The 18,219-nt window shown below is 62.7% G+C and carries 19 protein-coding genes and 1 riboswitch; of the genes, 6 read left to right on the plus strand and 13 right to left on the minus strand.

Annotation, left to right across the window (positions count from 1 at the left end):
* Window position 1: 1 nt before the first annotated feature.
* From A3AU_RS0116565 to A3AU_RS0116585, 5 genes are all read right to left on the minus strand, one after another.
* A complete protein-coding gene (locus tag A3AU_RS0116565; protein ID WP_027053847.1) occupies window positions 2-754 on the minus strand; it encodes a glycosyltransferase family 2 protein in 753 nt (250 codons plus the stop codon).
* Window positions 751-1,797 (minus strand): hypothetical protein, encoded by a 1,047-nt coding sequence (locus tag A3AU_RS0116570; RefSeq protein WP_027053848.1) that lies wholly within the window; start codon window positions 1,795-1,797, stop codon window positions 751-753. The genes A3AU_RS0116565 and A3AU_RS0116570 overlap by 4 nt, the downstream gene beginning before the upstream one ends.
* 33 nt (window positions 1,798-1,830) lie before the next feature.
* The gene (locus A3AU_RS0116575; protein WP_027053849.1) at window positions 1,831-2,259 is read right to left on the minus strand and encodes a PqqD family peptide modification chaperone; all 429 of its coding nucleotides are present in this window, start codon (window positions 2,257-2,259) and stop codon (window positions 1,831-1,833) included.
* Window positions 2,260-2,393: 134 nt separating this feature from the next.
* On the minus strand, window positions 2,394-3,488 hold the full coding sequence (locus tag A3AU_RS0116580) for an FAD-binding oxidoreductase (RefSeq protein ID WP_027053850.1): 1,095 nt from the start codon (window positions 3,486-3,488) through the stop codon (window positions 2,394-2,396).
* Between the two features lie 20 nt (window positions 3,489-3,508).
* Entirely contained in the window at window positions 3,509-4,756 is a 1,248-nt protein-coding gene (locus tag A3AU_RS0116585) for an aromatic ring-hydroxylating oxygenase subunit alpha (RefSeq protein ID WP_027053851.1), read from the minus strand.
* 115 nt (window positions 4,757-4,871) lie between these two features.
* Window positions 4,872-5,073, minus strand: a riboswitch (cobalamin riboswitch).
* 496 nt (window positions 5,074-5,569) lie between these two features.
* Between A3AU_RS0116585 and A3AU_RS0116590 the strand changes: the two genes are divergently transcribed.
* The 3 genes from A3AU_RS0116590 (at window position 5,570) to A3AU_RS0116600 (ending at window position 6,346) form a co-directional block, all read left to right on the plus strand.
* Window positions 5,570-5,767, plus strand: coding sequence for a DUF680 domain-containing protein (locus tag A3AU_RS0116590; protein WP_027053852.1), 198 nt, complete (start codon window positions 5,570-5,572; stop codon window positions 5,765-5,767).
* Window positions 5,768-5,838: 71 nt separating this feature from the next.
* Window positions 5,839-6,042 (plus strand): DUF680 domain-containing protein, encoded by a 204-nt coding sequence (locus A3AU_RS0116595; RefSeq protein ID WP_027053853.1) that lies wholly within the window; start codon window positions 5,839-5,841, stop codon window positions 6,040-6,042.
* Window positions 6,043-6,109: 67 nt separating this feature from the next.
* Window positions 6,110-6,346 (plus strand): DUF680 domain-containing protein, encoded by a 237-nt coding sequence (locus A3AU_RS0116600; RefSeq protein WP_027053854.1) that lies wholly within the window; start codon window positions 6,110-6,112, stop codon window positions 6,344-6,346.
* A gap of 77 nt (window positions 6,347-6,423) precedes the next feature.
* On the opposite strand, the gene A3AU_RS0116605 is transcribed toward A3AU_RS0116600, so the two are convergent.
* From A3AU_RS0116605 to A3AU_RS0116625, 5 genes are all read right to left on the minus strand, one after another.
* On the minus strand, window positions 6,424-7,536 hold the full coding sequence (locus A3AU_RS0116605) for an ABC transporter ATP-binding protein (protein ID WP_027053855.1): 1,113 nt from the start codon (window positions 7,534-7,536) through the stop codon (window positions 6,424-6,426).
* Window positions 7,537-7,566: 30 nt separating this feature from the next.
* The gene (bglA, locus tag A3AU_RS0116610) at window positions 7,567-9,231 is read right to left on the minus strand and encodes a beta-galactosidase BglA (protein WP_027053856.1); all 1,665 of its coding nucleotides are present in this window, start codon (window positions 9,229-9,231) and stop codon (window positions 7,567-7,569) included.
* A gap of 4 nt (window positions 9,232-9,235) precedes the next feature.
* Window positions 9,236-10,390: a carbohydrate ABC transporter permease gene (locus tag A3AU_RS0116615; RefSeq protein ID WP_027053857.1), complete on the minus strand. Its 1,155-nt coding sequence runs from the start codon at window positions 10,388-10,390 to the stop codon at window positions 9,236-9,238.
* 1 nt (window position 10,391) lies between these two features.
* A complete protein-coding gene (locus A3AU_RS0116620) occupies window positions 10,392-11,405 on the minus strand; it encodes a carbohydrate ABC transporter permease (protein WP_027053858.1) in 1,014 nt (337 codons plus the stop codon).
* A 233-nt stretch (window positions 11,406-11,638) separates the two neighbouring features.
* Window positions 11,639-12,994, minus strand: a complete 1,356-nt coding sequence (locus A3AU_RS0116625) for an ABC transporter substrate-binding protein (protein ID WP_027053859.1) — start codon at window positions 12,992-12,994, stop codon at window positions 11,639-11,641.
* Window positions 12,995-13,356: 362 nt separating this feature from the next.
* On the opposite strand from A3AU_RS0116625, the gene A3AU_RS0116630 reads away from it, so the two are divergent.
* Window positions 13,357-14,379, plus strand: coding sequence for a substrate-binding domain-containing protein (locus A3AU_RS0116630; protein ID WP_027053860.1), 1,023 nt, complete (start codon window positions 13,357-13,359; stop codon window positions 14,377-14,379).
* 108 nt (window positions 14,380-14,487) lie between these two features.
* A complete protein-coding gene (locus A3AU_RS0116635) occupies window positions 14,488-15,132 on the plus strand; it encodes a hypothetical protein (RefSeq protein WP_027053861.1) in 645 nt (214 codons plus the stop codon).
* 24 nt (window positions 15,133-15,156) lie between these two features.
* On the opposite strand, the gene A3AU_RS0116640 is transcribed toward A3AU_RS0116635, so the two are convergent.
* Genes A3AU_RS0116640 through A3AU_RS0116650 form a run of 3 tightly spaced genes read right to left on the minus strand, consistent with a single transcriptional unit; the run spans window position 15,157 to window position 17,817 of the window.
* Complete coding sequence (locus A3AU_RS0116640) at window positions 15,157-16,596, minus strand: S8 family serine peptidase (protein WP_027053862.1); 1,440 nt, start codon at window positions 16,594-16,596, stop codon at window positions 15,157-15,159.
* Window positions 16,586-17,254, minus strand: a complete 669-nt coding sequence (locus A3AU_RS0116645; protein WP_027053863.1) for a hypothetical protein — start codon at window positions 17,252-17,254, stop codon at window positions 16,586-16,588. Before A3AU_RS0116645 ends, A3AU_RS0116640 begins: the two co-directional genes overlap by 11 nt.
* Window positions 17,251-17,817, minus strand: coding sequence for a sigma-70 family RNA polymerase sigma factor (locus tag A3AU_RS0116650; RefSeq protein WP_027053864.1), 567 nt, complete (start codon window positions 17,815-17,817; stop codon window positions 17,251-17,253). The genes A3AU_RS0116645 and A3AU_RS0116650 overlap by 4 nt, the downstream gene beginning before the upstream one ends.
* Window positions 17,818-18,030: 213 nt before the next feature.
* Here A3AU_RS0116650 and A3AU_RS1000000137970 point away from each other — a divergent pair.
* Window positions 18,031-18,219: helix-turn-helix domain-containing protein (locus A3AU_RS1000000137970; protein ID WP_154674609.1), on the plus strand; the 189-nt coding region annotated here is incomplete at its 3' end.

The following is an 18,219-nucleotide window of genomic DNA, read 5'->3' on the forward strand; positions in this document are numbered from 1 at the left end:
GCTATAGGAAGCGCCAATTGGCGAGTTCTTTGACATCGAAAATGCCTTCGATCCCGCACAGTGAAGGGTCGGCCTTGCGCCGTTTCATCGATTTGTGGATGGCCCGCATGAATTCTCGAAGCGATGTGTCGGTCTGCTTGGTCATGTTGCCGGGGTGACGTCTATAGTACAGCGCCACGGTATCCGGCATGACGAATCTGGGGCCGCTTTCAAAGGTGCGCAGCAGGTAGTCGGTATCTTCGGCCTGGCTGAAAGCCTCGTCGAAGCCGCCGATCCGTTCGACGAGCTTGCGCGAGAAGATCGCCGCCGACAGATGAATTCCCCGCACGGTCATGAAATTGCTGCCAGGCTCGGGTTCCAGCCTATCGTCGTCGATGCCGTCGACGAGCATCATCAGGGAATAGGTAAGTTCAAGATTGGGGTCGGCATGAAAGCAGGCGATATCGGCCTTGAATCGTCCGGCAGGCGAGACATCGTCCGAATCGAGGAACGACACGAGCTCCGTTTCCGGCTTGAGCAGCTTGAGACCGGCATTGCGGGTTCGGGTCACGCCCATGTTTTCCTGCCGGAACAGGCGAATGCAGGGGTTCTTGGCCATCATCGAGCGCACGGCCTCCACCGACCCGTCGGTCGAGCCGTCATCGACGACGATGATGTCGAGATCGGCGGCATCGCGCTGCCGCACCAGCGAGCGCAAGGCCGCAACCACATAGCGTTCGCGGTTGTAGACAGGCATGATCACGCTCAACTTCACGGGACGCCTCGCGTCAGAAAATCCGCAATAGTGCCGGCAATCTCCTCGGGATGCGTTCCCAGGGACAAACGGTAGCTTGGCAGCAGGCGGGTTAGATCGCCGAAGAAGCGGAAACCGCTTTCACGTTCCCCCGGCATCTGCATGATGCCCGACGGTGCCAGTGCTATCATGGCGTCTCGACGCGACACTGGCATGATCGAACTCGTCTCGCCGCCGCCGATATGTGGCACCACCAGCGCAACGATGTCCAGCGCTGCCGGCACCGGCCGGGCCGCGATGTCGGCAATGTGAAACGTGTGCTTGCCCTGCCAGTTCAAGGGCCTCTCGGTCCCCAGCCGCTGCCTCAAGCCCAGCCGCTCGAAACCTTGCGGATCCTGCTTAAGCGTTGAAAACAGCGGCCGCGCGGTCACGCCGGCGGCGAGATCGATCAGCACGTAGTCATCGCCGACGCTGTCGAGGCCGTTGAGCAGGCCGGCGGTGACCGTGCCGGATTTGCCGGCGCCGCCCGCGCCGGCCAACAGCACGCCCTTACCATCGGCGCCGAGCGTGCCGGCATGGGTCAGACGCATGCCGCGCGCCGCATATTCCCAGTGCAGGAAGGCCCGTAGCGGCGCTGTCGGCTCCCAAGGCGGAAAAGCATCGGCCGTGGCCATCAGCTGCACGCCGACGCGGCGTTGCGGATCGTAGACCTGCCAGAAATCCAGATCGTGAAAATAGTGGCCACGCAGCCCGGTCTCGGCGAGCCGTTCGGCAAAGCCGTATTCGGTGAAATGCGCGTCGCCCCACCGTGCCGGCTCGGGAATGCCGTCAATGCCAGGGTGAACCGTAAAGACGCGGCATTCCGCCGACGGTTCCGCCTCGTCATCTTCGGCCTCCACAAAGGCGTGGCCGAGCGCCTCCGCAAGCGCACCGGGACCGACATGCGCTGTCAATTCCAGCCGGGGCAGGCGGACCGTTCGCGTGGCCGGATAGTGCGTGGCTTCAGTGGCGGCGACGAGATACCGGGCGTAGTCCGGCAAGGTTTCGAGCGTGACGCGCGGCATCCTGCGCCCCTCTATCTCAGACGCGTCGACTCGTCAGGACGCCTGCTTGACCGCCGGCCAGCCGAGGGGTTCCTCGACCTCATGGATGGGATCCACGATGATCAGGTCGGCGAGGTCGTCATGAATGCTCACGGTAAGTGGCTCGCTGGTTGCGGCAAGCTCGGCAGGCAACTCGCCCGGCAGCGGTTGCGCCGCGGCTTCCGAACGCACCAGCAACCCCAGTTCGAGCAATTGCGATATGAAGTGGCCGAGTTCGGGGGCGCCTATTGTTGAGCCGCCGGCGGCCAGCCCGATCAGGGCCTGGGCGTCGACCCCGGACGAGAGTGCCTGCCACACCCTGCTGCCGGAATCGGAGAAGCCGAAATATTTGCCATTGGCAAGGTTGAGCACCACGGCCTCGCCATCGAAGGATTCGAAGACGATATCCTTGCTCGCAACCGCATAGGCGTCGCAATCACGCATCATTGTTGCCCCGCTTCGCGATCCCGCCCCTACCGGGGTCGCGTCCACTGACAACGCCTGTAAACGCTCGGTTCTTCGTTGGCAAGGTAACCGATGCCGTCGAGACGCCGGTCATCGATCAGGGTCTGAGCGGATTACGCCTCGATTTCGAGCGCCGACAGTGGCTTCGAGCAGCAGGCGAGGATGAAGCCGTCGTCGATCTCGTGATCGAGGATACCGCCATTGTGGCTCATCTCGACGGCGCCGGAGACTTTCTTCACCTTGCAGGTTCCGCACAGGCCGAATTCGCAGGCCGCCGGTATGCGCACACCCGAGGCGCGCGCCGTCTGCAGCACGGTCTGGCCGGCGACGCATTCGGCGTCGACATCCGAAAGCGCGAAGCGGATCGGTGTCGCGGCTTCGACGGGAACAGGCACACTGTCCGGCGCGGCGAACGGCGCCGGGACTTCCTCCACCACGGGTGCGGCAAAGCTCTCCTGGTGGTATTTCGTCATGTCGAAGCCGGCGGCTTCCAGCATGCCGCGCACGGCGCGCATGAAGGGGTCCGGACCACAGCAGAAGATCTCGCGTTCGCGGAAATCGGGCGCCAGCAGCGGCAGCCGGATGGCATCGATCCGACCCATATGGCCGTACCAGCCCTCGCGGCTTGACCGTTCCTCGATCATGAAGCCGAGCGACAGGCCAGGCATATGGCCGCCGAGCAGTTCGAGTTCCTTGCGGAAGATGATCTCTTCGGCGCGCCGCGCGCAGTTGACGAAACCGACGTCGGTCCATGGCGCGCAGTCGTTCAGCCAGCGCAGCATCGACATCATCGGCGTCACGCCGGAGCCGGCCGAGATGAACAGATATTTGGCCGCCGGGTGGCTGTGCAGCGAAAAGTCACCGCTCGGCCCGTAAGCCTTGACATGCGAGCCGGGCACCAGATGATCGAACATCCAGCGCGTGCCGATGCTGCCGGCCTGCGCCTTGACCGTCACCGCGATCGAAAATGGCCGCGATGGCGAGGACGAAAGCGTATAGGTCCGCATCAGCGGCCCATCGGATGTAGGCAGTTCCAGCGTCACGAACTGGCCCGGCTTGTAGCGGAACCAGGTCTGGTTATCGGAGCGGAAGGTGAAGGTCCTGACGTCAGGCGCTTCGTCGCTGACGCCGATCACTTCCAGCACCTGCAGCCTGTCGTTCCAGGGCGCCATCTGGTCGAGATGGCGATAGAGGCCAAGATCCGTCATCGCATTCATCCCTCAACCTCTCAGGCCACACTGCGCAGGGCCGGCCGGCCATCGTCGGCAAGTCGCGGGCCGATGAAGCGGGCGTACCAGTCGACGAACTGGATCACACCGCCCTCATGCAACTCCGAATAGGGGCCGGGCTCATAGGCAGGCGACAGAATGCCGAAGGCGTTTTCCTCGACAATGCGGCGGTCCTGGTCGTTGGTCTCGGTCCAGACATGGGTGAGTTCGGCAAGATCATAGTCGACGCCTTCCACCGCATCCTTGTGGACCAGCCATTTGGTCGTCACCGCCGTCTCCGTGGCGCTGATCGGCAGCACGCGGAAAGTGACGGCATGGTCGATGAGGATGTGGTTCCAGGTCGTCGGGTAGTGATAGTGCATCAACGTGCCGATGCGGTCGGCGGAGACCGTGTCGGAGAGGTTCTTCTTCACCGCCCGCTTGCCGGTCATCGTGTAGCTGACCGCGTCACGCAGCAGCGGCGCGCGGGTGGCGCGGTATTGACCGGCGGGGTCGATGCGGAATTTGCTCGGCAAACCGTCGGCCTCGCATTTGGCCCAGTGCGCCAGCATTTCCGGATCGCTGTCGGCGCCCTGCACGCCGGTCACCGTCGGAGCTTCCGGGAAGGTCTTGCACAGTTCCGGGTGATTGCCGGCGCAATGATAGCACTCGCGGTTGTTTTCCCAGACCAGCTTCCAGTTGCCCTTTTCGACGATTGTGCTCTCGAAAGCGATTTTTGCTTCATTCAAGCGGTGCGGCTTGAGATAGGGTTCGATCATCGCCCGCATCGGTGCGAAGTCGGCGGGCTCCTTGGCCAGGCAGATGAAGATATAGCCGGCCACGCTTTCGCAGGCGACCGGCTTCAGGCCGAACTGGCTCTTGTCGAACCCATCGGCCATCTGGCGGGCAAACAGCAGTTTTCCGTCAAGCTCATAGGTCCACTGGTGATAGGGGCAGACCAGTTTGGCGGCCATTCCCTTGTCGGTGTTGCAGACGCGGCTGCCGCGATGGCGGCACGAATTGTGGAAAGCGTTGATCTTGCCCTGCTGGTCGCGCACCAGCACGACCGGATAGTCGCCGATCTGCACGGTGATGAAGCTGCCGGGCTTCGGCAGTTCGCAATCATGGCCGATGAACAGCCAGTCGCGGTACCAGATCAGCTCCATGTCGAGCTTGAAGAAATCGGGATCCGTGTAGAAGGGTTGTTCGAGCGAGAATCCGTCCCTGCGGCCGCTCAAGAGCCTCAGCATGTCGTTGCGCGTATCCATGTCCTGTCCTCGTGTCTAAGGACTGACTATGGTGGTGATTGAGGAAGGATCGGGCGCGGGGCGGCAAAAGCCGGGCGTGCGCCATCCACCTCTTGACCGCCCACCGCGATCAGTCGAGTTCAAAAAATCGCGGGCTGGTTTCCGGGCTCTGGAGTTGTCCTTGCGGACGATCGCGACACCTTCCCAGGCTTTCGCCCAGTGGTCTCCCGTTGCGACTTGAACTCCACCACCGTTGCGGGGGCAGCGCCGGATTCTGACCGGCTTCCCAATTCTCCGCTCCATCGTCACGAAGCGGCACCTGAGATGACTTGATCTAATCACGACGGCGCTTGCGACATCGGCATGAAAGCGACATCGCATCCATGTGGCGCGACACGCATGCGCCCATGATCCGATCAAGAGCGGCGGTCGCGAAAATCGTCTTGCTGCCGGCCGTACCGGCTATCGAAGTCGCCCCCGGAACGGGAGCAAAACGGTTAACGGTTTCGAAAAGTGACTATTAGCAGATTCTAAAATCGAACCGAACGGTTCGTTTCTGTTGACGGTGCGTGCAGGACGGTGTGAACGCTGAGCTTCGGATACAGCTGGTGATCGCGCTGCTGCTTTTGCCTAACAGTTTGATATCGAAAACAAAAACATCTGCGCTAGATGGTCTTGGTACAATTTCAAGTGGTGGATTCTTGGTCCACACGGAACAACTTCGTGATTGGAAACGGCAGGCTGGCTCTCCCACATCGGGGCGGTCCGAACGACGCGATTTTTAATCCCAAGACACGCCGCTAGACGGACGGAAAAAATACTGGAGTACCCAAAATGAAAAAGATTGTTCTCACTGCCGCCGCCCTTCTGGCCATTTCCGGCAGCGCCTTCGCTGGTAGCGACCATTATGGTTCGAATGCCCCCGCAGCGACTGCTGTCGACAGCTCGTACACCGCTTCAACCAAGAAGTCGGAACCGGCTGCTCAGACGCCTGTCACGGGTGCCGACCACAACCTCTTCGGCAACAACTAATTGCCGATCTCCAGCAGGCGGCGGGCTTGGCTCGCTGCCCTGGCGAACTCGAAGAATTCAGGAGACTTGAAATGAAGAAGATCATGCTTGCTGCCGCCGCCGTTCTGGCTATCTCCGGCAGCGCTTTCGCCGGTAGCGACAACTACGGCTCCAATGGCGCCAACCAGCCCGCTGCTACTTCGACCGACGGCTCGTACACGGCTTCGATCAAGAAGTCGGAGCCGGCTGTCCAGGCCCCTGCTCAGGGTGCCGACCGCAATCTCTTCGGCCGCTAACAGCCGATTCCGGGAGCTGCTGCTTGCGCCGTTGCTCCCGTGACACTCAAAATTCAGGAGACTTGAAATGAAGAAGATCATCCTTGCTGCCGCCGCCGTTCTGGCCATCTCCGGCAGCGCTTTCGCCGGCAGTGACAATTACGGCTCCAATGGCGCCAACCAGCCTGCCGCGACTTCGGTTGACAATTCGCGCACGGCTTCGATCCGTGAAAGCGGCTCGCCCGTCTACAAGCTGCTCAATTCGTCGGGCGACGTACAGAAGTCGGCACCCCAGGGCGCCGACCGGAACCTCTTCGGCCGCTAACAGCCAAAGTCGATTCTAAAAAAGAGCGGCGGGCATTGCCCGCCGCTCTTTTTTGCGTTGTCGACGCGACGCGCGCTTTAAGCCGCCTTTGCTTCCGCTTCATGCAGCGCGAAGGACCGCCCGTCGGTGTCGAAGATATGCAGGTCCTCGGCATTGGCGCTCAGCCGCAATGTCGAGCCGCGCTTGACCTCGACATTGCCTGGCAGCTTGGTCACCAGCGGCAGGTCGGCGCGACCGATGTCGACATAGACCAGCTGAACCTCGCCGAGCTGCTCGACATAGTCGACCGTTCCCTCGAACAGGTAATCCGCACCGGTGGCGACCATCAGGTCCTCCGGCCGCACGCCGAAACTTACCGCCGCACCCTTGGACGAGGCCGGCGTCGCAATCGGCACCGTTGCCTTCCGTCCCCCGACATGGCTGACGACGGTAGGGTTGCCGGTCTTGTCGATCGTCGCCGGCAGGATATTCATGGCCGGCGAGCCGATGAACTGGGCGACGAACAGATTGCCGGGCTTCTTGTAGAGATCCATCGGCGTGCCGACCTGCTCGATATGACCGTCCTTGAGCACGACGATGCGGTCGGCCAGTGTCATCGCCTCGACCTGGTCGTGGGTGACGTAGATCATCGTAGTGTTGGGCATCGATTCCTTCAGCTTGGCGATCTCGATACGCGTGGCGACGCGCAGTGCGGCATCGAGGTTCGACAGCGGCTCGTCGAACAGGAACACTTTCGGATTGCGCACGATGGCGCGGCCGATGGCGACGCGCTGGCGCTGGCCGCCCGACATCGCCTTGGGCAGCCGGTCGAGGTATTTGGTCAGTTGCAGGATTTCCGCGGCCTGCCGCACCCGCCTGTCGATCTCGGCCTTGCTTTCCTTGCCGATCTTCATCGAGAACGCCATGTTGTCGTAGACGGTCATGTGCGGATAGAGCGCATAGGACTGGAACACCATGGCGATGCCGCGCTTCGATGGCGGCACGTCATTCACCACCTCGCCGTCGATCTTGAGCTCGCCGGACGTGATTTCCTCGAGCCCGGCGATGGAGCGCAACAAAGTCGACTTGCCGCAGCCCGACGGACCGACGAAGACGATGAACTCGCCGGATTTGATATCGAGGTCGATGCCATGGAGAATGTTGAGATTGCCGTAGGACTTCTTCACTTGTCTCAGATTGACATCGGCCATTGGTTTCCTCCTCCAGTGAGTTCCAAAAAATCAGTCTATGCGTCCGAACCAGGCACCATAACCGCCGAGGTCCACCGAACCGGTGCTCGCTTGCCCGGAAAACCCGTGTCCGGGCAAAGGTTGTAGAGATCGGCGGCCAAGGTCAACCTTGGCCGGCTTGGCGCCCAGATTGAAGGCGCAGATGATCTGTTCGTTACCGGAGCGGCGCGTGAACGCGACGGTGTCCCCCTCGCTTTCGATGAAGGTGATGTCGCCCTTGGCCAGCGCCGGATGGGCGCGGCGGAAGGTGAGGAAGCGCCGGTAGTGCTCGAGCAGTGAAGCCTGGTCGCCCTGCTGGACGTTGACTGCCTGCGACAGATGCTTGGCCGGCACCGGCAGCCATGGCTTTGCCTGGGAGAAGCCGCCATTCTTGGCGCTGCCATCCCACACCATCGGTGTGCGGCAACCGTCGCGGCCCTTGAATTCCGGCCAGAAGCGGATGCCATAGGGATCCTGCAAATCCTCGAAACGCAAGTCGGCTTCGCCCAGGCCGAGCTCCTCGCCCTGGTAGATGCAGACCGAGCCGCGCAGCGACATCAGCAGCGCCGAGATCACCTTGAGATAGGCGACGGGATCGGCTTCGCCGGCGGCCCAGCGCGAGGCCGGGCGCATCACGTCATGGTTGGAAAAAGCCCAGCACGACCAGCCGTCGCTGGCGACCCTGCCGAAGGCTTCGAGCACCGAACGGACTTTGGCCGCGCTGATCTTTTCCGGCGCCAGGAAGTCGAAGGAATAGCACATGTGCACGCGCTTGCCGCCGGCTGTATAGGCTGCCACCACTTCCAGCCCGCGCTGGGAATCGCCGACCTCGCCGACAGCGGCGGTCGCCGGATATTCGTCGAGCAAGGCGCGGAAGCGTTCGAGGAAGCCGAGGTTTTCCGGCCGGCTCTTGTCGTAGAGATGGTCCTGGTAGTTGTAGGGATTGACCGCCGGTGCGGTCTGGTCGTTGCGCTCTTCCGGCGCCAGCGGCGGATTGTTTTCCAGGCCCTGGCTGTGGAAGTAGAAATTGATCGTGTCGAGGCGGAAGCCGTCGACGCCCCGTTCCAGCCAGAAGCGGGTGACGTCGAGCAGTGCGTCCTGGACGTCGCGGTTGTGGAAGTTGAGGTCGGGCTGCTCGGCGAGGAAATTGTGCAGGTAATATTGCTGGCGGCTGGTGTCCCACTGCCAGGCCGAACCGCCGAAGATGGACAGCCAGTTGTTGGGCGGCGTGCCGTCAGGCCTGGCGTCCGCCCAGACGTACCAGTCCGCCTTCGGATTGGCGCGGCTCGACCGGCTTTCCTTGAACCAGGGATGGCTGTCGGCGGTGTGCGACAGCACTTCGTCGATCATCACCTTGAGACCCAGCCGATGCGCCTCCGCCGTCAGCTCGTCGAAATCAGCCAGCGTGCCGAACATCGGATCGACGTCGCAATAGTCCGAGACGTCGTAGCCGAAATCCTTCATCGGCGACTTGAAGAAGGGCGAGATCCAGATGGCGTCGGCGCCGAGTGCGGCGATATAGGGCAGCCGCCCGATAATGCCCTTGAGGTCGCCGATGCCGTCGCCGTTCGAATCCTGGTAGCTGCGCGGATAGATCTGGTAGATGACAGCGCCTCGCCACCAGTCGCGATCGATGGCGAGGTCGGGGTTCGAACTGGCTTTCAAAGCGGATTGCATGGTCTCAGCCTCCTTTCACCGAACCGGCAAGCAGCCCGCGGACGAAATAGCGTTGTAGCGAGAAGAAGACGATCAGCGGCACGATGATGGTGATGAAGGCCGATGTCGTCAGAATCTCCCAGTTGCCGCCGCGAGAGCCGAGCAGGGCGTTGAGCTTGGCGGTCAACACGATCTGGTCGGGTGCCGTACCAAGGAAAACCATCGCGACCAGGAGATCGTTCCATACCCACAGGAATTGGAAGATGGCGAAAGAGGCCAGCACCGGGAAGGACAGCGGCAGCACGATCTTGACGAAGATCTCGAAGTCGCTGGCGCCGTCGATGCGCGCCGATTCCATGATCTCGCGCGGCAGGCCGGCAATATAGCTCCTTAGCAGATAGATGGCGAAAGGCAGGCCGAAGCCGGTATGCGCCAGCCAGATGCCTAGATAGGTCTTCGACGGCACGCCGAAGAACGTACCGACGCCATTATAGAGTTTGAGCAGCGGGATCAGCGACATCTGCAGCGGCACCACCAACAGACCGATAATGACTGCGATCAGCAGCGCCCGGCCGGGAAACCGCATCCAGGCCAGCGCATAAGCGGCAAAGGCGGCGATCAGGATCGGAATGACCGTCGCCGGGATGGTGACGGTCAGCGAGTTCATGAACGAGCGGCCGATGCCTTCCGAAAACAGCACGGTATCGTAGTTGTCGGTGGTGAATTTCGGCGGTGCCGACGAGGCATAGTAGACGCGCTGGCCGCGATCGCCTTCGAATGCCTTGGGCGAGGCCATGACGAAACTGCCGTCGGCGTTGACCTGCAGGGTCACGCCGTCACCGAGGTCGGCCGCTGTGCCGGCCGGGTATTGCGTCGGCGCCGCTGCCTTGACGCCGAAGGCGCTGATGTTGCGCTTGGCGCCATCGCCGAAGATGTTGCCTTCGAGAACGTACTTGCCGTCCTTCTGGGTTTGCGCGGAGGCGGGCGGCAGCCGCCCGGCCTCGGTCTGGCTGGAACTGGCGAACGAATTCCACCAGCCCGAGGCGACGATCTGGTCCTTGTCACGCAGTGACGAGACCAGGATGCCGAGCGTCGGAATGGTCCAGATGGCAACGAAGACCAGCACCGCTATGTGAACGCCGAAGCGGCTGGCGAATGAATTTCCGGTCGCGACGGCCATCTCAGTGCCCTCCCGTCTCTTTGTTCGCCTGGCGGATGTTCCAGACCATGATCGGGATGACCGCGACCATGATGATGATGGCGATCGTGGCGCCGCGGCCGAAATCGCCGCCGCCGCGGAACATCCAGTCGAACATCAGATTGGCCAGCACCTGGCTGTTCCACTGGCCGTTGGTCATGGTCAGCACGATGTCGAACACCTTCAGCACCAGAATGGTGATCGTGGTCCAAACCACCGCGATGGTACCCCAGATCTGCGGCACCATGATCTTCCAGAAGATCTGGAACGGATTGGCGCCGTCGATGACCGCCGCCTCCAGCGTCTCCTCCGGAATGCCGCGCAGCGCGGAGGATAGGATGACCATGGCAAAGCCGGTCTGGATCCAGATCAGGATGATCATCAGGAAGAAGTTGTTCCAGAACGGCAGCGAGATCCACACCTGTGGTTGGCCGCCGAAATGCTGGATGATGGCGTTGAGCAGGCCGATCTGTACCTGGCCCTCGCCGCGATATTCGTAGATGAACTTCCAGATCACACTGGCGCCGACGAAGGAGATGGCGAGCGGCAGGAAGATCAGGCTCTTGGCAATCGTGCCCCACCAGATCTTGTCCGTCAGCACGGCAATGATGAGGCCGAGGAAGGTACAGGCCGCCGGCACCACCGCCAGCCACAGCAAATTGTTCAGGATCGCGTTTCGTAGGTCCTGATCGCGCAGAGCCCACTCGTAATTGGCGAACCCGACGAAACTGGTGCCGCCGCGGTCGAGGAAGGAGAGCCACAGTGTCGCGATCACGGGGTAGATCAGGTAGATGGTCAGAATGATCAGCGCCGGGCCGACGAACAGCCATGGTCGCACCAGGCCTTGTCGGCGCAGATTGTTGACGGCAGCCGTGCCGGAAACCCCGCGTGAGGGGAAGGTCAGGTCGAGAAGTTTGTTGGCGCCCCAAAAATAGGCGACACAGCCGCCGACGCCGATGATGATGACGAATATAGCCGAGAAGATCTGAGCCGCCATGGGTCCCTCTCCCTGCGCATGACCAGCCGGGCAAATGCCGGTGGTCGGGTGCACCGACTTGTGAGTTGTTCGGAACAATCGAAACGCGAAGGCGTCCGGCATATGCCGCCGGTCGGACCCGGGCCGTGGCCCGGATCCAGTAGGAGGATCAGGAAGGTCGAGCGCAATTCCAGGACAGGTTTGTCACTGTTTCGGTCCGGAATTGCGCAGAGACAAAGCTCGCCCCTCGCGGTCTACTTGATGGCGTCCCAGCTCTTCTGGATGTCGGCGGCGACGTCCTGGGCGGATTTGCCGCCGACCAGATCGATCATGCCGGTCCAGAACGAGCCGGCGCCAACCTTGCCGGGCATCAGGTCGGAACCGTCGAAGCGCACTGTCGTCGCTCCGACCAGGATCTCGCCCTGCTTCTTCAGCGCGTCGCTGCCATAGGCGTCCTTGTTGGCGCCCTTGAAAGGCGTGACGAAGCTCTTCTGCGCCATCCACAATTCATGCGCGAGCGGCATTTCGAGGAACTTGATGAATTCGCGCGAAGCCTTGGAATCCTTGGTGATCATCACCAGCGTTCCGGCGACTTCCAGCGGCGTGCCGAGTTCCGGCTTGGAGGCATAGGGCGGGTAGGGGAAGAAGTCCGCATCCTGGCCAAGCTTCACGCCGTCCGGGAAGAAGGAGGGGATGAACGATGCCTGATGGTGCATGTAGCACTTCGGCGGCACGGTGAAGAGACCCTTCGGGCTGTCGCGAAAGTCGGTCGCGGCCACTGCCTTGGCGCCGCCATCCACCATCTTGTCGTCGGTGGCCATCTTGCCGAAGATGTCTATGGCATTGACCACCGCCGGATCGGTGAACGGGATCTCGTTCTTGACCCACTTGTCGTAAACTTCAGGCGGCTGCGTCCTGAGCATGATGTCCTCGACCCAGTCGGTCGCCGGCCAGCCGGTGGCGCCGCCGGAGCCGAGCCCGATGCACCAGGGCTTGCCGCCATCGGCGATGATCTTCTTCTCGAGCTCGGCCAGTTCCTCCTGCGTCTTCGGGACATTGTAGCCGGCTTCCTTGAAATTGTCGGGCGAGTACCAGACTAGGCCCTTCACGTCGATCTTGTAGGGAAAGGCGTAGAAGGCTGATTTCCCGTCCTTGCCGGTATAGGTGCCGAGTTTGGCCCATGAGTCGCCCGCGGCGTAGTTTTCCTTGATCCATGCGGCGACGTCGTCGCCCAGTGGGGTCAGCACGCCCTTGGAGGCGAGGTCCTGGATCAGGCCCGGCTGCGGCAGGACGGCGATGTTCGGCGGGCTGCCGGCCTGGGTGTCGATGACGATCTGCTGCTCGTAATTTTCGGACGAGGAATATTTGACCTCCGCCCCGGTCGCCTCGGAGAAATAATCGAGCACCGAACGCACAAGCGTCTCATCCTCGCCGCGCCACGGCCCGAAGATGGTCAGCGTCTCGCCCTTGAGGTCGACTTTCTTGAGGTCGTCGTAGTTAGCCCAGTGAAACTTCGAATCCTCGCCCGGCTTGAACTTCAGTTCGGCTTGCGCCGGCAGGCTAAGAGCGAGTGCGCCAAACGCGACACCCAGCAAAAGCACTTTCCTCATCGCTATTCCTCCCAGTGGTCACTAACAGTTCGGACGAAACCTCCATCTCGTCCGCCGGCGCCCGTGGAACTGTGACTCAGTCGCGAAGGAACCGCAACCTTTCGAAGAGTCTTCCAAAGCGCTTTGGCTATTTTGATCTCGCCATTGAATCGCGGCGGAGTCAAGAGGGATAACGAGCTAATCGATTTAATCGAGCATGTTCAGGCAGCGGAAAGTGCGCTGCAACATGGTTTTTTGGCGATGCAACAGCAATTTCTGTTTCAAACTCGGCCTCGTCACGCGTATGGTCTCATCATGTGGTCGCGTTGCTTGCAGCGCTTGGGTCGATTCAATTTAAAAGCGCTTTGAGGCATGGAGGCCTAGTGAACCTCAAACAGCTCGCGCATATGCTGGCGCTTTCGCAGACCACGGTGAGCCGTGCGCTGAACGGCTATCCGGAGGTCAACGAGGAGACGCGCAGGCGCGTCATGGACGCCGCCAAGCGCCATGGCTATCGCCCCAATCCCAGTGCGCGGCGGCTGGCGACCGGCAAGTCCGGCATGATCGGCTATGTCCTGCCGACCGGTGCGGCCGTCGACATCGACCCGCATTTCGTCGAATTCCTGTCCGGCCTTGGCGACTATGCGCGCGGCCACGAGCTTGACCTCGTGCTGTCGCCGGCCGATGCCGACGACCAGGAGACGACCTACCGGCGCATCGTCGCGAACCGGCAGGTCGATGCCGTCTACATCTCTTCGCCAAGGCCGCAGGACAGCCGGGTGGCGCTGGTCAGCACGCTCGGCATTCCCTTCCTCGTCCACGGCCGCAGCGAAGGCTTCGATTTCGACTATCCCTATCTCGACATCGACAATGAAGGTGCCTTCCACGAAGCGGCGCGGCTGCTGGTCCAGCTCGGCCATCGGCGGCTGGCGCTGATCAACGGCGACGATCGCGAGACCTTCGCCATCCATCGCGAGCGCGGCGTGCGCCGGGCGCTCGCGGCGAGCGGGCTAACGCTGGGCGAGCGCCATGTCTGCTCCGTGGTCATGACCGAGGAAAATGGCTATCGCGCCACAAGGCGACTGCTCGAGGCTGGTGACGCGCCGACGGCGATCGCCTGCTCCAGCCTGATCATGGCACTCGGCGTCGTGCGCGCCGTGCGCGACCTCGGCCTGACCATTCCCGGCGACGTGTCGCTGATCGCCCATGACGACGTCTTTCCCTGGCTCAAGCCGGAGAATTTTTCGGTGCCGCTGTCGACGACGCGCTCCTCCATTCGCCTTGCCGGCGCGCGCGTCGCCGAGCGGCTGGCGGCTCGGATATCCGGGCTGGAAGAGGGCGCGCGCGGCGAGCTCTGGCCGGTCGATCTGGTGGTCCGGGGCTCGGTAGCGGGAGCGCCGGCCTAAGGCAACATGCAATCACGGTGTACGATGGTTTCGGCCTGAAGGAGGCCATCTCGGTCAAGCCGGGTGCCTGTTAACGCCGCATTAGCCCGCTTATCCCAACATGGGCAGATGAACGGCGATCAACCCAGCGCGGCCTTCGGCCGACGCGGACGCGAAAGTCGCGCCCCGGTCGCCCCAGTTTACCGTGCCGCAAGGCCGGCGCGCGCCATCGGAATAATCGCGTGTCTGGTCGGCTTGACGGGCCTTCTGCTGGCCGTCGCCGGTGCAATCTTCTGGACGTTGCCAGGGATCGGAAGGGCAAATGCGGAAGCCGCGCGGGCCGAGCAGAAAGTCGTCGAAATCGTCAACCAGCCGGTTACCCATCTGCCCCGCTCTGGATCATTCTCGGTGTTTTCTCCCGGCTGGTTTCATCCAGGCGCCACAAAACCGGACTTCAACAATGTCGACATCCGCGACACACAGGAACTCACCTATGAGGGGTACGTCACTTCAGACTTGAACCCCACCGAAATGTTCATCGGACGCGAACTCGAATTCAACGCGATGACCAAATATTTCTATACCGACCGAACCTTGCCCAAAAGGCGGTTGTCCGCGACGGAAATGGCCGAGATCAATGGCCTCTATCGGGTCATCGGCCGCGACGGGCAGGCGGTACTGATGCGATGGCTTGTGATAATCGGGTTGGTGGTGGCTGGGCTCTGTCTCGCATCCACGTTGCTTCTGCAAATCCGCCGGCCCCCACCAACCTGAGGCGGGTTGATCCGGGCGCGAGGCCTATTCCTTGGCCGCTTCCGCCGCCTTGATGTCCAGCAACCCATAGCCGAAGTCATTGTCGCGCCCTTTGGGGCCGAGGTCTTTCGCTGTTGCCGCCAGTGCTTTCTCGATGTCGTCGGCCGAGCGGTCGGGCGCTGCATGGAGGAGATTGGCTATGGCGCCGCTGACGATCGCGGCGGCAAACGATGTGCCGGTGACGACATCGGAGCCGGCGCCGCTCGGCGCCACCATCTCGACGCCGGGCGCCGAGATGAAGACATAGGCGCCACGGTTGGCTTGCGGCATCAGCCCATCCTTGGCGTCGGTCGCGGTCACCGCGATGACGCCGTCGAAGGCGGCCGGGTAGCCATAGGGCGCCTTCGGCCCGTTATTGCCGGCGGCGGCGACCAGCACCATGCCAAGGGCGCGGGCATTGCGGCAGGCGGTGCCGAGCAGGTCGTTCTTCGGCCCGACAAAGCTCATATTGATGATGCTGACATTCTGCTCCGCCGCCCAGTCGAGCGCCGACAGGATGACGTCCATGGTCGACTTGCCGCCTTCGAAGGCGCGGGCGTGATAGATCCTGGCGCCAGGCGCCATGCCTTCCAGCGCGCCGACGCCGGCGATCAGCCCGTCGACCGAGGTGCCATGGTCGCGCTTTTCGACCGGCACGTCGGGCATGGCATCGAACTGCGCGGCGATGACGCCGGTGAGCGCCGGATTGGTGTCGTCGATGCCGGTATCGATGACGGCTACCCTAACGTTTTCGCCGCTTGCCTGTTTGGCGTCGAGCGCGATGCGGTCGAAGGCATAGTTGATGATGCCGGCGGCCTGCTGCAGCGAGTAGATGTGGTTCGGCTCGCGCCGCTGCGTGCGGCCATCGGCGGCAAGCTGCGCCAGCACGACGCCGACAGGACGGCCGTCGGGAATGCCAAAGCGCACCAATGTGGTGCCGAGCAGCCGGGACTGGCGCTGCGAGCGCACTTCGAGGCCGAAGGAGGCGGCGATCTGCTGCACGGCGCCGGCATCGCCATCGATCGTCACCAGCACTTCGTCCGGCACGAATTCGCCGGTCACGGCGCGCGGCGGTTGAACGGCGATGAGATCGGTCGGCGAGATGATCGCGCCGCCTGCCGGCGGGCCGGCCTGATTGTTGCCGGGCGGTGTCGACGGCTCTGGTCGCGGCGTCGGCACCGGCGCCGGAGGCGCGACCGGATTGGGAAACAGGTCGACGATCAGGGCAGGCAGGAAGACGGCACCGGCCTCCGCGGCGCCCGAGCCGCCCTTGATGTCGCCGCCTTCCTTGGCGCATGCGGCGGCTGTCGCATTGGCCCCATTGCGGCAATCGATTCTGGTCTGGTCGGTGGCGGCGGTATTGCTCTGTGCCGACGCAGGCAAGGCGGCGATTGTCATCGCCGCCGCCAGGATTGCCGCAAATCGAAGGGCCGCCTCAGCCGCCATCAGCCGGTTTCCTTCCCTCGATCACAGTGTCCGCGAAAGGCTGGGCGGCAATAAGGCCGAGCTGCTTGGTGTAGTCGGCGGCGTTGGCGGCTGGGATGCCAAGCCGGAAGATGCCGTCGGCGGTCGGTCCACCGATGATCTTGAGCTTGTTGGCGTCGAGGAAAACGGCGATGTCGGACATCTTCGCGTCCGGCTTGAACCTGACCAGCGCGAACGGCATCTTCGTCAGGTCGTCTTCGGCACCGGCAATCTCGAAATCCTTGCCTTTGCCACCGGGTTGCACCAGCGACTGCACCGCGATCAGCGCCAGCAGGACCGCGGCCGCCGCCCAGGCGACACCGACAGGGACCGCCATGAACCGGCTCCAGGCCTGCGCCAGCCAGGACGAGCCGGCCTGAGCCCGCGCTGGCCCGGCCTCGGCGTCGAGCGCCCTGGCGAAGCGGCTGAGCGCGTCGGCGGGCGGCCGGATCGCTTCATTGGCGGCGGATGCGCCGGAGAATTCGGCCTCGGCCTCGCCAAGCGCGGCAAGGGCGGCCGGATCGGTTGCCAGCCATTCCTCGACGGCTTCCAGCTCCGAACCTTCCAGCGAACCGTTCAGGTAGAACGGCAGCAGCGTTTCCATTTCGTCGCGGCGCGACATTTTTTCAGCGGCGCTCATGGCCACCCCCTGTCGTAACCGGCGGCCTTGAGGGCCTCGCCGAGTTTCTTGCGGGAGTAGAACATCCGGGTCTTGACCGTGGCGACCGGGATGTTGAGCACCTCGCCGATCTCGGTCACCGACTGTCCGTGATAATAGGCAAGATCGATCACCGCGCGGTGCTCTTCGGGCAAGGCGTCGATGAAGCGGCGCAAGGCAGCGGCCTTGTCCTCTTTCATGGTGACGACTTCCGGCGTGTCGGCGCTGTCGGGCACCGCGGCGGCGGCCTCGTCGTCGATCCAGTCTTCCTTCTTCTTGCGCAGCAGCGACAGCGCCTTGAACCGGGCGATGCCGAGCAGCCAAGTCGAGACTTCGGAGCGCCCTTCGAAGCCCGGCGCCTGGCGCCACAGCTCGAGGAACACCTCGTTCGCGATATCGTCAGCCATCATTTCCGACCCCGTCTGGCGCGCCACGAAGCGGTAGACCCGCGCGTGGTGACGCATGAACAGGAGCCGCACGGCGGCACGGTCGCCCTTCGCGACCCGGTCGACAAGCGCGCGATCGGTCTCCGTCGCTGCCGTCATGGCCGGTCGAGCCGCCTGGCTCCTGTCTGCTCTGTCGCTGATCGGTCCAAAAAGGTTCATCCTCCGCCAAGGAATTTTGGGAGGCTAACTGAAGAAAGGGGAGGTTGCCAGAGTCTCCCTTCTCCCGTCACTGTTGTTTGGACCGGAGACATCGCGAACAGGTGTTCGGAGACATCGCGAACAGTTTCTTGCGTTTGGCGCAGGAGATTCGGGATGCCGTTCGGGGACAGAAGCGTGGTGAGCCAGAGACTGGAATTTGTCCGATTGGCGTCGATGGAGGGCGCGAATGTAAGCGCGCTTTGCCGACAGTTCGGGATCGGGCGGACGTGCGGCCATAAGCTGATCGCCCGCTATCTTTCGGAAGGCGAAGCCGGGCTTGTGGAGCGCTCCCGGCGTCCTCGA

This window comes from Mesorhizobium erdmanii USDA 3471 (assembly GCF_000472705.1).
In the GTDB taxonomy this organism is placed as follows: Bacteria; Pseudomonadota; Alphaproteobacteria; order Rhizobiales; family Rhizobiaceae; genus Mesorhizobium; species Mesorhizobium erdmanii.